The organism is Neobacillus oceani (assembly GCF_046237595.1).
Taxonomy (GTDB): domain Bacteria; phylum Bacillota; class Bacilli; order Bacillales; family Cytobacillaceae; genus Bacillus_D; species Bacillus_D oceani.
In genome coordinates this window covers 2889129-2902266 of record NZ_CP143543.1, presented here as the reverse complement: position 1 = coordinate 2902266, position 13138 = coordinate 2889129, and the positions used below count along the sequence as shown (strand labels likewise).

At 45.3% G+C, this 13138-nt stretch carries 12 protein-coding genes and 2 pseudogenes; 11 read left to right on the top strand and 3 right to left on the bottom strand.

All coding sequences use genetic code 11. The annotated features are described in order from the left end of the window. The first annotated feature begins 156 nt into the window (after positions 1 to 156). From V1499_RS14670 to V1499_RS14650, 5 genes and pseudogenes are all read left to right on the top strand, one after another. Positions 157 to 990, top strand: a complete 834-nt coding sequence (locus tag V1499_RS14670; protein ID WP_409270634.1) for a biotin/lipoate A/B protein ligase family protein — start codon at positions 157 to 159, stop codon at positions 988 to 990. Positions 991 to 1345: 355 nt separating this feature from the next. Then, positions 1346 to 2140 (top strand): annotated as a pseudogene (locus V1499_RS14665) (ribonucleotide reductase N-terminal alpha domain-containing protein); the annotation flags it as partial. A gap of 323 nt (positions 2141 to 2463) precedes the next feature. Next, a pseudogene (locus V1499_RS14660) lies at positions 2464 to 4227 on the top strand (vitamin B12-dependent ribonucleotide reductase); the annotation flags it as partial. A 109-nt stretch (positions 4228 to 4336) separates the two neighbouring features. After that, entirely contained in the window at positions 4337 to 5362 is a 1026-nt protein-coding gene (gene splB, locus V1499_RS14655) for a spore photoproduct lyase (RefSeq protein ID WP_409270633.1), read from the top strand. Positions 5363 to 5471: 109 nt separating this feature from the next. After that, positions 5472 to 6356 carry a patatin-like phospholipase family protein gene (locus tag V1499_RS14650; protein WP_409270632.1) on the top strand — a complete coding sequence of 295 codons (885 nt, stop codon included), beginning with the start codon at positions 5472 to 5474 and terminating at the stop codon, positions 6354 to 6356. A gap of 25 nt (positions 6357 to 6381) precedes the next feature. Here V1499_RS14650 and V1499_RS14645 read toward each other — a convergent pair whose 3' ends face one another. Together V1499_RS14645 and V1499_RS14640 are read right to left on the bottom strand one after the other, a co-directional pair. Next, complete coding sequence (locus V1499_RS14645) at positions 6382 to 6768, bottom strand: SA1362 family protein (RefSeq protein ID WP_409270631.1); 387 nt, start codon at positions 6766 to 6768, stop codon at positions 6382 to 6384. Between the two features lie 57 nt (positions 6769 to 6825). Continuing rightward, positions 6826 to 7770, bottom strand: a complete 945-nt coding sequence (locus tag V1499_RS14640) for a DUF1385 domain-containing protein (protein ID WP_409270630.1) — start codon at positions 7768 to 7770, stop codon at positions 6826 to 6828. Between the two features lie 195 nt (positions 7771 to 7965). Between V1499_RS14640 and V1499_RS14635 the strand changes: the two genes are divergently transcribed. The 6 genes from V1499_RS14635 (at position 7966) to V1499_RS14610 (ending at position 12368) form a co-directional block, all read left to right on the top strand. Further along, complete coding sequence (locus V1499_RS14635; protein ID WP_409270629.1) at positions 7966 to 8451, top strand: YqhR family membrane protein; 486 nt, start codon at positions 7966 to 7968, stop codon at positions 8449 to 8451. A gap of 100 nt (positions 8452 to 8551) precedes the next feature. Continuing rightward, positions 8552 to 9001: a type II 3-dehydroquinate dehydratase gene (aroQ, locus tag V1499_RS14630; RefSeq protein WP_409270628.1), complete on the top strand. Its 450-nt coding sequence runs from the start codon at positions 8552 to 8554 to the stop codon at positions 8999 to 9001. Then, complete coding sequence (locus V1499_RS14625) at positions 9001 to 10062, top strand: M24 family metallopeptidase (RefSeq protein WP_409270627.1); 1062 nt, start codon at positions 9001 to 9003, stop codon at positions 10060 to 10062. The genes aroQ and V1499_RS14625 overlap by 1 nt, the downstream gene beginning before the upstream one ends. Before the next feature lie 19 nt (positions 10063 to 10081). Then, positions 10082 to 10639 (top strand): elongation factor P, encoded by a 558-nt coding sequence (efp, locus tag V1499_RS14620; RefSeq protein WP_409270626.1) that lies wholly within the window; start codon positions 10082 to 10084, stop codon positions 10637 to 10639. Between the two features lie 295 nt (positions 10640 to 10934). After that, positions 10935 to 11603 carry a LuxR C-terminal-related transcriptional regulator gene (locus V1499_RS14615; RefSeq protein ID WP_409270625.1) on the top strand — a complete coding sequence of 223 codons (669 nt, stop codon included), beginning with the start codon at positions 10935 to 10937 and terminating at the stop codon, positions 11601 to 11603. A 102-nt stretch (positions 11604 to 11705) separates the two neighbouring features. Then, entirely contained in the window at positions 11706 to 12368 is a 663-nt protein-coding gene (locus V1499_RS14610; RefSeq protein ID WP_409270624.1) for a c-type cytochrome, read from the top strand. A gap of 38 nt (positions 12369 to 12406) precedes the next feature. Here V1499_RS14610 and V1499_RS14605 read toward each other — a convergent pair whose 3' ends face one another. Continuing rightward, entirely contained in the window at positions 12407 to 12763 is a 357-nt protein-coding gene (locus tag V1499_RS14605; RefSeq protein WP_409270623.1) for a rhodanese-like domain-containing protein, read from the bottom strand. Positions 12764 to 13138: the final 375 nt, after the last annotated feature.

The following is a 13138-nucleotide window of genomic DNA, read 5'->3' as shown; positions in this document are numbered from 1 at the left end:
CTATTATATAAGCCAAAGCTTGCTACAGTAAAGGGTAATCCCCAAATTCTTTTCCCGTTGCTTTTAATGGCGATTCATACTGCTATGATTTTGAGTGCCATTCTGATAGACTAAAAATCGCGGCATTAACTAGTTAACCAGTAAAGAAGGGCTGTTATGAAGGAAAAGTGGTATTTCATAGATTCAGGAGCAGGTTCTCCCTCCTTTAACATGGCACTCGATGAAGCGTTGCTGGAGTGGCATAGCAAGGGGGAATTGCCGCCTGTGATCCGTTTTTACGGCTGGAGTCCCGCAACACTATCGATCGGCTATTTTCAAAAAGCTGAAAAGGAAATAAATATGGACGCTGTCCGTGAACATGGACTTGGTTTTGTCAGGAGGCCAACAGGGGGCAGGGGCGTACTGCACGAAAATGAGCTTACATACAGTGTGATTGTATCGGAAAACCATCCGAAAATGCCGGTATCGGTTACCGAAGCGTACCGTGTCATTTCGGAAGGTATCCTGCATGGGTTCAGGAATTTGGGCCTCGACGCCAATTTTTCCATCCCGAAAACGGAAGAAGAGAAGGATTCGCTCAAACAACCTAGGTCGTCCAATTGCTTCGATGCGCCAAGCTGGTATGAGCTTGTAGTAGAAGGGCGCAAGGTTGCCGGGAGCGCGCAGACAAGGCAGAAGGGGGTTATTCTCCAGCACGGTTCCATTTTGTTGGATCTTGATGAAGAGAAGCTTTTTTCCTTATTCCACTACCCTAGTGAAAGAGTGAAGGACCGGATGATGGCTTCCTTCAAAAATAAAGCTGTAACGATTAATGAAGTCAGCCAAAAGCCAATCAGCCTGGAAGAAGCGAAAGCTGCATTCAAAAATGGATTTGAAACCGGGCTTGGGATTGAATTAGTTCCTTATCGCCTAACCGAGGAGCAGCGTTTGGAAGTAGAAAAACTTGCTTCGGACGTTTATGAGAACGATGAATGGAATTATAAAAGATAAGGAGCGGACTGCCGCTCTTTTCTTGTTATGTTGGTAAAAACCCCTGTTCTTTATTAGGTTATTCCTGTGAAGAGCAACCTTCGAAATATGTCAAAATTAATTATTTCATGTAGAAATTCTTATTAAATCTCTCATTATCTCCGTTTTTTAATGGATTTTGATTTTGACAAAATTTTATTATTTTGCCTAATCCCCAATATGTAGTAGTAATAAAAATATTTCAGGTACTATATATTGATTTTAGGGGTTTCGATGTGATAGGTTTAGGGTATTCCAAATGAACAACTGGACATAACATAACAACCTAGATTTCGACAAAAGAGGAAAGATACTATTTGTACAAGGAGATGTGATCATGTCTGTTGCGTTGAGAAAAAAACTAAATATTGATTTTGAAAGGCTGAATGAGGATATCCGCCTATTTCCGCAGGTTCACCCTGTTACGCCGGATATGCACATTACCCATAAGGGTGTGTCCCGACTTGTCATGCTCGACAGGTACACATTCAAGGACACCGAAAAGATTACCCTGACAAAGGGTGACTTCGTTGTTCTGACTGTGAAAGAGGACCCAAAATTCCCGGCAAGGGGACTAGGCTACATCCTTGAGATCGACTGGGAAAAGAAAACTGCCCAGGTGATGGTGGATGAGGAGTACCGCGGGGTTCTGGACACACCTGAGGAAGTCACGACCGGCGTCATTACAAGGTCGCTCGATGTAATTGAAAAGCCTCTTGAAATCTTTTATGAGCAGATTGCTCTAAGAAACGCTACAGGCCTGGCATCAGTTGAAAAAACAGAAGAAAAAAGGCTTGAGTGGTTCAACAAGTTCTACGAAGAACTCGTGAACATGAACTTCATTCCTGCAGGCCGGGTGCTTTACGGTGCAGGCGCCGGAACGGATGTAACATTCTTCAATTGTTACGTCATGCCTTTTGTCCAGGATTCGCGTGAAGGGATTTCCGATCACAGGAAGCAAGTCATGGAAATCATGAGCCGCGGAGGCGGAGTCGGAACGAACGGTTCAACCCTTAGGCCTCGTGCGACACTAGCGAGAGGGGTAAACGGAAAATCTTCCGGTTCTGTATCCTGGCTTGATGACATCGCCAAGCTCACACATCTTGTTGAGCAAGGTGGGTCAAGACGTGGTAAATAAGTGCCTCGTCTATAAATAAACCTCGTGAATTGCTGGGAACTCTTTACATGGCTTGCTGGCTACAACGTAACTGGAAACGGTAAGCGTGAAGGCTTGAAAACAGCGAGTGGATAAAGACAATCAGCAGCCAAGCTCCTAATTTCAGAAGGAATATGGAGAAGGTTCAACGGCCATCGAAACCACGCTTTACGCGGAAGGAAGTAGAGTAGGGATCAAGCGGTCCCGAAGTGCGAGGACACTCAGTTTGAGTGTAAGAAATGGTCTGAACTCTAGGGTGACTTAGAGAGCTGAAGTAGCGATTCAGCGCAACATACTTGGCCCAAATGATCATGCTAGCGGACTGGCATCCTGATATTATCGAATTCATTATTTCAAAAATGCAAAACCCAAGGATCCTAAGGTTCCTGATTGAAAACACAACCGATGAATGGATTCAGAAGCAGGCGAAAAACAAGCTTAAGTTCACCCCGCTCACAGAACAGGAAAAGGCAATGTATCAAGGAATTATCAATTATAAACATATCCCAGGCTATGGCGGATTCAGTGAAAGAATCATAGCCGATGCGGAAGAAAAGCTTGCGGAAGGCGGCAATTACACCGTCCACAACCCTGAATTTTTAACAGGAGCAAACATTTCCGTAACCTTGACAAAGGACTTCATGGAAGCAGTCGAAAACGACGCTGAATATGAACTGCGTTTCCCAGCAGTCGAAAGCTACGACGAGGAAACGATGAAAATTTACAACGAAGAATGGCATAAAGTCGGCGATGTCCGCGAGTGGGAAAAAATGGGCTACAAAGTCCGTACTTATAAAAAGATCAAAGCAAAAGAACTTTGGAATCTGATTAACATATGTGCCACTTATTCGGCTGAGCCGGGAATCTTCTTTATCGACAATGCCAATGACATGACTAACGCCCAGGCGTATGGGCAAAAGGTGGTTGCAACCAACCCGTGTGGAGAGCAGCCTCTCGCACCATATTCCGTCTGCAACTTAGCTGCAGTTAACCTTGCAGCGATGGCGGACAAAGAAACGAAGACAGTAAATTTTGAAAAACTGAAGAAGACAGTCGCAACCGGCGTAAGGATGCAGGACAACGTTATCGATTCCACTCCATACTTCCTTGAAGCGAACAAAAAACAAGCTCTAGGCGAACGCCGCGTCGGACTTGGAGTAATGGGCCTTCACGATTTATTAATTTACTGTGAAACAGAATACGGATCCGATGAAGGAAACAAACTGGTTGATAAAGTGTTTGAAACCATCGCGGTAACCGCCTATAAGACTTCCGTCGAATTGGCGAAGGAAAAAGGAAGCTTCCCATTCCTCACAGGTGAAACAGAGGAAGAAACGAACCGCCTGAGGAAGGCATTCACTGAAACAGGTTTTATGCAAAAAATGCCTGAAGAAGTAAGGGAAGCGATTTTGGAAAATGGAATTCGAAACTCGCATTTACTGACTGTTGCACCGACGGGATCTACTGGGACCATGGTCGGAGTTTCAACAGGACTAGAGCCATACTTCTCCTTCTCATACTTCCGTAGCGGAAGGCTTGGCAAGTTCATCGAAGTTAAAGCGGATATCGTAAGCGAGTATTTGGAGAAGAATCCGGAAGCAGATCCGGAAAACCTTCCACACTGGTTTGTGACCGCAATGGAGCTTGCTCCTGAAGCGCATGCCGATGTGCAGTGTGTCATCCAGCGTTGGATTGACAGCTCCATCAGCAAAACGGTCAACGCGCCTAAGGGCTACAGCGTTGAACAGGTAGAAAAAGTGTACGAGCGCCTTTACAAAGGCGGTGCCAAGGGCGGCACGGTCTATGTTGATGGATCGCGTGATTCCCAGGTGCTTACCCTGAAGGCAGAAGAAAATACAGTTGAGGACTCAGTTGGAGTTAAACCAAAACAGAAGCAGCATGTTGTGTTGGTTGACACAATCAGCGATCTTCGCTCCACCAATGTCACAATCGGCTCGGAAATCGGCAATACATGCCCTGTCTGCCGTAAAGGGCAAGTTAAGGAAATTGGCGGCTGCAACACATGCACGAACTGCAATGCGCAGCTGAAATGCGGCCTATAAATTGATGAAGAAGAGGATGGAAAATTTTTTCCGTCCTCTTTTTTTGTTTCCGTCCTTTCTTTTGCCAATACTATTTTAAATGCATTTTGCAAAAGAAAGGGGCCTTAAGATGAAACCATTCATGCCACAATTGGTTTATATTGAGCCGCAAGCATTGGAATATCCGCTTGGCCGTGAATTGAAGGAAAAATTCGAGGGAATGGGAATTGAAATTCGGGAAACCACCTCCCATAACCAGGTACGGGGCATTCCAGGGAACAATGAACTGCAGCAGTACCGGAACGCGAAATCGACATTGGTTGTAGGAGTCAGAAGAACCCTGAAATTCGACACCTCGAAACCGTCGGCTGAATACGCTATCCCCCTTGCGACCGGGTGCATGGGCCATTGCCATTACTGCTATTTGCAGACGACGCTTGGTTCAAAGCCATATATACGGACGTATGTGAACCTTGACGAAATTTTCGAACAGGCACAAAAATACATGGATGAGCGCGCTCCGGAAATTACCCGGTTTGAAGCGGCCTGTACATCGGATATTGTCGGGATCGACCATTTAACGCATTCACTCAAGAAAGCAATCGAGTTTATCGGAAAATCGGAATTCGGGCAATTGCGGTTTGTGACAAAATACCAGCATGTCGACCATTTGCTCGATGCGGAGCATAATGGAAAAACCCGCTTCAGGTTCAGTGTTAACTCCCGTTTTGTCATCAAAAATTTTGAACCGGGCACCTCCTCTTTCGATGAGAGGCTGGAAGCAGCAAGGAAGGTAGCAAATGCTGGTTATCCGCTTGGATTTATCGTCGCGCCGATTTATAGGCATGAAGGCTGGGAGGAAGGATACAAAGAGCTTTTCGAACGGCTAAGGGCGTCGCTTGATGGGGTTTTCATCAACAAGCTTTCCTTTGAAATGATCCAGCACCGGTTCACAAAGCCTGCTAAAAATGTCATCCTGAAGCGCTATCCGAAAACAAAGCTTGAGATGGATGAAGAAAAAAGGAAATACAAATGGGGACGGTACGGGATTGGCAAATACGTTTACCCTACAGAGCAAGCCGCAGAACTTGAAAGGACGATCCGCGGATATATTAACGAATATTTCCCGGAAGCGGAAGTGCAGTATTTTACGTAATCCACCGATCTGATACGCAAAAATGAAAATTTTCAATTTGTCCACGGTACTATATTGGAAGGAAGCCGCTTAAAGATGTAGGAGGAATACATCGACAGGAGTGGCTTCCATGCTGATAGACGGCGTTTTTTCGGGCGGCGGAATAAAGGGTTTTGCTCTGGTTGGTGCCTATGAAGCAATTGAGAGGCGTGGCTTCAGGTTTTGTAGGGTGGCGGGTACGAGTGCCGGGTCAATTGTGGCGAGCCTGATTTCCGCGGGGTACACTAGCGGGGAGATGCATGCCCTGCTTGACGAACTTGACCTTTCCGATTTATTGGATTCCAGGAAACTGCTTATCCCTGGCCCGGTGACAAAATGGATTCTCCTGTATTGGAAGTTAGGCTTATATAAGGGGGAGGCACTCGAACAGTGGTTAGCCGAGAAACTCGCCTTAAAGGGTTTGCGGACATTCGCCGACCTTCCCCATCAAGCGCTGCGCGTTGTCGCTTCTGATCTAACTAACGGAAAGATGATCATCCTTCCTGATGACCTGCCGAAATACGGAATTTCTCCCGAAGCTTTTCCGGTTGCGAAAGCGGTCAGGATGAGCTGCAGCATCCCGTATTTTTTTGAACCGGTAAAGCTGGCAGGAGTGGGAGGAAAGAACATAGTTGTTGACGGTGGGGTATTGAGCAATTTTCCAATGTGGCTGTTTGACACGGAAAACGTAAAAAAGGTAAGGCCGGTTCTCGGGATCCAGCTAAGCCATGAGCCCGAGAACCGCCCGAAACACAAAATAAAAAATGCCATCCAGCTTTTTGAGGCGCTGTTTGAAACGATGAAGGATGCGCACGATGCAAGGTATATCTCAAGGAAACATGCCAAAAACATTATTTTCATTCCGACGGCCGGGGTTGCCTCCACGGAATTTGGGCTGACAGAAGAGAAAAAAGAGAAGCTGATCAGCCATGGCCGGCAATGCGCCGAAATCTTTTTTAAAAAATGGAGCTATTAATCTCGAAAAAGAAAAACCGGATTTCCTAAAAGGAAGCCCGGTTTTTCTTTTTGCCTTTTTTGCCTTCTATCACGGTCAGGTGTGCCGCTGTTTTCTTTTTCGGCTTCCTTAATGATGCGAGTGAACCATGGACCACATTACGCCCGGCAGAGTCATTTTTATGTCCGTTCCGTTTTCTTGATTCCCTGGCAGCTTTGAGGAATTGCCGTTGCTCTTTTCTAGCGGGACCGGGGCCGGCTCCCATAAATCGGCGGAAAACTAAATATATAATAAAGCCGATCAAGGCAATGAGTGCGATTTGCCGAATAAAGCCTGCAGGGTTCTCGACAAGCTTTCCGATCATGCCAATTGCCGCCAGAAGTATAAGCGCGCCCAAAAAAAGAACGGATTTCCGTTTTTTCAAAATAGCCACCTCCCTAAGAGCATCTTAAGCATATTCCCACGATTTTAAACACACGCAATAAGGAATTTAGACAATTTCTTCCGTCTTTTTTGTAACCTCACTCTCCTTTTCCATATTTAGAAGTTCTTTAAATGAGAGGATGGCAATTTCCGCCTGGCTATCATCCGGTTCTTTTGTTGTTAAAAGCTGGAGCCATAGCCCAGGAAGCCCGAGCCACCGTAGTACAGGCACATCACGCAATTTATTTGTCAGTTGAAGGACTTCAAAAGAAATCCCAAGCACGACAGGGATTAGGGCGAGACGGTTTAAAAGGCGCACCCACAATGGGTCAGCCGGCACCAGCATGTAGACGAACACGCCGACAATGACCGTGAATAAAATAAAGCTTGAACCGCACCGGTAATGAAGGCGGGAGCTTGACTGGACGTTTTTTACAGTCAGCTCCAATCCGTTTTCAAAGCAATTGATTACCTTATGCTCTGCTCCGTGGTATTGGAATACCCTTTTTACAAGGGGAGTAAGCGATACAATATATATATATGCAAGGAGCAGGATCAGCTTGATAAGACCTTCGATAAGGACCTGGGCAGGACGGTCAGGGAATATCGGTGAAGCCAGGTGGGCCAGGAAGGCGGGAATGAGCGTGAAAAGGAACTTCCCGAAAAGAAAGGAGATAACCCCCACCGCCGCGACGCCTAAGTACATGGAAAGTTTGGAGGTTTCCTGCTTTTCGATCAATTCATCGTCCTTCGGGTCTATCTCAAATCGTTCAGTTGAAAAATTCAAGTGTTTGGAGCCGTTTGCACTGGCCTCCACGATTGCGGCGATTCCCCGCAGAAAAGGAATTCTCTTTAAAGAAGCGACAAACGGATGTGTTTTGCGGGGCAGCCGGAAATAATCGACCGATCCATCCTTCCGTCTTACTGCCGTAACATAGTTGTACTTTCCGCCAAACATGACCCCTTCAACGACTGCCTGGCCTCCGTATATAGGTTTTTTTTCATTTGCCATTCTTACACCAACCTAAACATGAAGTTGCACACACAGCTCAGGCTGGATGTACTTGCTTTTATTTTACTAGAAAAACGCTAAAACAACTAGGTATGAGTTCCTAATCCTAATTAAAAAATGCTTATTATGAAGGAAAAGAGGATAAACGTACATACTAAGCCTGTCTAGTTAAATTTTTTAAAAAGGATGGTTTGCGTGGAAAATAACAATTGCAAAGAAAATAAGGGTCTTGCGGGTGATAGCGGGTTTGCCAAGCTTGTTTTGCTTACAGGCTTCTGGGGAGGTTTGTTCTGGAGTTTTATAGGTCAGGTAGGATATTATTTCCATTTCACAAAAATTACTCCTAGGGAAATTCTAGGTCCTTGGGCGCTGGGATCCTGGAAAAACGGCTGGATTGGGACACTTATTGCAATTTTACTTATTGGGATTGTATCGATTGGCGTGGCCTTTATTTATTCAGCTTTGTTTAAAAAAAGGGACGGGCTGGTATCCGGTATCCTATATGGGTCAGGATTGTTCCTCCTGGTCTTTATGCTGCTGAATCCGATGTTTCCCGGTATTTTGCCATTTGGGGTGCTTGATAAAAATACTTTGGCAACCTCTATTTGCCTGTTTATCCTATATGGCGTTTTTATCGGTTACTCGATCTCCTGGGATTATCGCAATCGGGGAGAATCGTAATACGCATCCCAGTAGGAGAATGGAAGGGAATGTGGTAGAATGAGTTAGGAAAAATAAGGCCCCCTTTGAGGGAAAATATTATATTTGGGGAAATTTGGATATGAAGAAAATCTTGTTGTTGAATGGTCCGAATTTGAATATGCTTGGAAAGCGGGAACCCGGCGTATATGGCCAGGGAACTTTACAGGATGTCGAAGCCGCCGTTGCCAATCTTGCGGCCGCCCATGGTGCGGAGGTGGAGTGCAGGCAATCGAATCATGAAGGAACCCTTGTCGACTGGCTTCAGGAAGCGGATGAAGCAGGTTTTGCAGGGGTTATTTTTAATCCGGGGGCGTATACGCATTATAGCTACGCGCTTCGGGATGCGATTGCAGGAATTCGGTTACCTGTTATCGAAGTACATATATCGAATATCCATGCACGGGAAAATTTCAGGCATACTTCTGTTACGGCCGCCGTTTGCCGCGGGCAAATCAGCGGCCTTGGAACAAAGGGATATGAACTTGCATTTTTTGCCCTCATGGAAATGGAGAAGGAGAGGGAACTGTAATGTCAAAACTGGAGAAACTGAGAAATGAATTTGGCAAATTGGGGATTGACGGGATGTTGATTACGAGTGGGTTTAACCGCCATTATATCTCCAATTTTACGGGATCGGCCGGAGCTGTGCTGATCAGCGGTGAAAAAGCGCTCTTTATTACTGATTTTAGGTATGTTGAGCAGGCAACGGAACAATGCCAGGGATTTGAGGTTGTAAAACATGGCGGCACCATGCAGGAAGAGGTAGCCGCGCAGGCAAAGCGATTGGGAATAACAAAACTTGGCTTTGAGCAAAATCATGTTACTTATGCGATGTACAAGTCGTATGAAAAAGTATATGAAGGGGATCTCGTCCCGGTAGATGGCGCCATTGAAAAGTTGCGCTTGATTAAGACGGATTCAGAGATTAAGATATTAAAGGAAGCAGCGGGCATTGCAGATGCTGCGTTTACCCATATCCTGGAGTTTATCCGGCCGGGCAAAACAGAACTTGAAGTTTCAAATGAGCTTGAATTCTTTATGCGGAAGGCTGGTGCCTCTTCCTCTTCATTCGATATCATAGTCGCTTCAGGCCATCGTTCGGCATTACCGCATGGTGTTGCAAGCGATAAAGTGATCGAGTCGGGAGATTTTGTAACTCTTGATTTTGGAGCCTACTATAAAGGGTATGTATCTGATATTACAAGGACTGTATCGGTGGGTACAGCCGATCAAAAGCTAAGGGAAATTTATGATATCGTGCTTGAAGCCCAACTACGCGGCATGGCCGGCATTAAACCGGGGATGACCGGGAAGGAAGCCGACGCGCTTACCCGAAACCTGATTTCCGAAAAGGGATACGGTGAGTATTTCGGGCATTCCACGGGCCATGGCATTGGGCTTGAAGTCCATGAAGGGCCGTCGCTGTCAAGGATTTCCGAAACAATCCTTGAACCGGGCATGGTTGTCACTGTAGAACCAGGCATTTATATTCCAGGGCTGGGCGGCGTCCGTATCGAGGATGATACTGTAATAACGCTTGACCACAATGAATCCCTTACACATTCAACGAAGGAACTGATCATTCTTTAAGGAACTAGGAGGAACACACATGATTTCAGTTAACGATTTCCGCACAGGGCTTACGATTGAAGTAGACGGCGGCATTTGGCGGGTTATGGATTTTCAACATGTTAAACCGGGAAAAGGCGCGGCTTTTGTCCGTTCCAAGCTTCGTAATCTTCGCACAGGCAACGTAAATGAAAAAACATTCCGTGCGGGAGAAAAAGTAGCGAAGGCGCAAATTGACAACCGCAAGATGCAATATCTTTATGCCAGCGGCGACCAGCACATTTTTATGGACAATGAATCCTATGAGCAAATCGAACTGCCTGCAAGCGCGATTGAATACGAATTAAAATTCCTTAAGGAAAACATGGAAGTTTTCATCATGATGTACCACGGGGAAACATTGGGTATCGAACTTCCGAATACGGTTGAACTTGAAGTGACGGAAACGGAACCAGGAATCAAAGGAGATACAGCTTCCGGCGGTACCAAACCGGCTACATTGGAAACTGGCCTAGTCGTCCAAGTGCCATTCTTCGTTAACCAAGGCGACCGACTAATCATCAATACATCTGACGGAAGCTATGTATCACGTGCTTAATTGACGTTAAATATGTTTTAAAAAGCCCGGCCCTGCATTCAAGCAGGAGCCGGGTTATTTGTTTTCCTTAAGCGGCCTTCTTTTAAGCACAAACTTATGAAGATATTGTGAAGATTTCCTTTTGTAAATATGAACAATTTTCAAAAAGCGATGAAGGTAACTAGTAAGTAGTGGCAAGGGGGACTACAATGAAAGCAATTGATAGTAATTAAGTGGGAAATGCGATATTGGATTAGCTATCGGCATCCTGATCCGGTAGTACCGTGACACCTAGAATAGGGGAGGCTCCTGCCTGATGGAAAAAATGAAAGTATTAATCGTCGACGTTAATTTTATGTTCTTAAAAGGGCTTGAAACGGTTTTAAATGAGGAGCCTTCCATTGAACTGGTAGGAGAAGCGCGGACTGGATCAGAGGCTGCATCCATGGCAGGTACCTTGAAGCCTGATATTATTTTAATGGATGTAAATATGCCCTCCGAGGACGGAATCGGGATAATGAAAAAGATTATCGAGGAAGTGCCCGAGACCAACATCCTTGTGCTTGCGGTAGACGTTCATGAAGAAGGAATGATAGAAGCGCTACGCAACGGCGCAAAAGGTTATGTGCTGAAAAGCCTCCTGCCAAATGAACTTCTGGCCTTCATCCAAATGGCGAGCCGGGGTGAATATGTTATTTCCGGGCCGATTGCCAAGGAGATCATCAATAATCTTGCAAAACTCGAGGACCATTTTGCTGCTCGAAATGCATTGCCGAAAAGCAATTTGCTAACGAGAAGGGAAAAAGAAATCCTCTCTGAGGTTGTAAAAGGGATGACAAACCGCCAAATTGCCTGTTCCCTCTTTATCTCTGAAAACACGGTAAAGAATCATATCCGAAATATTATGGAGAAGCTCCATATGAATAGCCGCGGGCAGGTGGCAGCTTTCGCATTGCAGGAGGGCTGGCTGCAGAAGACTGTATAGCCCGATAAGAAGTTCTGCCTAATTTGAACCAAAAATTGACCGAATGCAAAGAAGGGCTTTGGCCTTGCCTCTTTCACATTGGGCCAAAGATAGGGTGCTGCCATGAAAAAGAAATTGTTAATCGGCTTCTATATTTTAATCGTTATAATCGGGGTTGCCGTTTTCATTACCGCGAATGGCTTCAACGGAAAGAATGCTGAAGCTGTCCAGGCGGGTGAAAAAGTTTATAAGCTTAATTGCGCCATCTGCCATGGAGAGACAGGGAAAGGTGAAGGGGCCAAAGCGGGTACATCCATCAACAGCCAAATATTTTTAAGCTCCGCAAGCGATGAAGACCTTTCCAATTATATTAAATATGGCAGGCCGGAAGCCGCAATGCCTGCGTATGGGCCGAGGCTGAGCGAAGAAGAGTTGAAAAATGTTGTGGCTTTCATACGAAATTGGCATAAAAAAGAGATGAAATTTGATGATGTACCGAATCCGGTCGTGGGAAATCCCGAAAATGGAGAAAAAATTTACAAAATGAGCTGCATTCAATGCCACGGGGAGGGAGGGGCAGGAAAGCCGAAGATGGGAACTGCACTTGCCCATCCGAATTACCTAAAATACAGCACCGACAAACAAATCTGGATCGACACGGCCTACGGACGGGAAAATACTAGGATGGCACCATCGTTGAAAGGACTTGAAGGAGTACGCCAGTTAAGCAAAAAGGATATTTCCGATGTGGTTTCTTACATCCGCTCCCTTGAAAATCAAAAATAAGAGTAACCCCCGCAGTCTGACTGGCGGGGGTCTCCTTTTTATTGTTCGACTTCCCCGGTCCATGCATTCATTCCGCCATCCAAATTAAGAACACTGAACCCCTTGGCGGCCAGCAGCTCGCTTGCTTGCTTGGAACGGTTCCCGCTTTTGCAAACAATAAGATAGTCCACATCCTTATCGAGATTTTCGGCCATACCGTCAAGAACTTGAAGGGGAATAAGCTCCGAGCCTGGAATATGGCCTCCATTGTATTCTTCCGGAGTCCGTACATCCAGGATTTTAACCTCATTATTTTTGATCAATTCCATCGCTTCTTCAACAGAAACTGTTTCATACTTCGTCACACCGCATCCTGCAAGCAGCAATGCAATTAGAACGCTAAATATTTTCCTCATACTAAACCACCTCTTGATTAGATTATAAGGCACGAACGGAAGCGGGTACATTGGATAAACATGAAGAAACAAACGCGAATGCCAAGATTAACAAAATAGTCAAAATCATGATTACATGCTAAAAACAATAAGCTTTATAGTTATTATAAGAAAGAAAAAAATGGAAAAGTTTTAAGCGTTGTATATTGGCTGATATGCCCTTAGGCACACAGGGATATATGATTGTTAAATCATTCACAAGGCTGTTCTTTATCCATCAAAAAAGATTGTTTTCTTACAATCATTTAACCCGTTTTTGCCCGGCAAGAGAGTTATTTGTGAACAATTTATGTTGTTTTTTTGTCCAAACCGCAACGTTTTACACCCTTTAACAAA

Excerpts from the sequence above, each read along its gene's own strand:
- aroQ (WP_409270628.1), top strand. The coding sequence starts at position 8,552 with ATGAAGAAAATCTTGTTGTTGAATGGTCCGAATTTGAATATGCTTGGA.
- V1499_RS14615 (WP_409270625.1), top strand. The coding sequence starts at position 10,935 with ATGGAAAAAATGAAAGTATTAATCGTCGACGTTAATTTTATGTTCTTA.
- splB (WP_409270633.1), top strand. The coding sequence starts at position 4,337 with ATGAAACCATTCATGCCACAATTGGTTTATATTGAGCCGCAAGCATTG.
- V1499_RS14625 (WP_409270627.1), top strand. The coding sequence starts at position 9,001 with ATGTCAAAACTGGAGAAACTGAGAAATGAATTTGGCAAATTGGGGATT.
- efp (WP_409270626.1), top strand. The coding sequence starts at position 10,082 with ATGATTTCAGTTAACGATTTCCGCACAGGGCTTACGATTGAAGTAGAC.
- V1499_RS14605 (WP_409270623.1), bottom strand. The coding sequence starts at position 12,763 with ATGAGGAAAATATTTAGCGTTCTAATTGCATTGCTGCTTGCAGGATGC.
- V1499_RS14670 (WP_409270634.1), top strand. The coding sequence starts at position 157 with ATGAAGGAAAAGTGGTATTTCATAGATTCAGGAGCAGGTTCTCCCTCC.
- V1499_RS14650 (WP_409270632.1), top strand. The coding sequence starts at position 5,472 with ATGCTGATAGACGGCGTTTTTTCGGGCGGCGGAATAAAGGGTTTTGCT.
- V1499_RS14610 (WP_409270624.1), top strand. The coding sequence starts at position 11,706 with ATGAAAAAGAAATTGTTAATCGGCTTCTATATTTTAATCGTTATAATC.
- V1499_RS14640 (WP_409270630.1), bottom strand. The coding sequence starts at position 7,770 with ATGGCAAATGAAAAAAAACCTATATACGGAGGCCAGGCAGTCGTTGAA.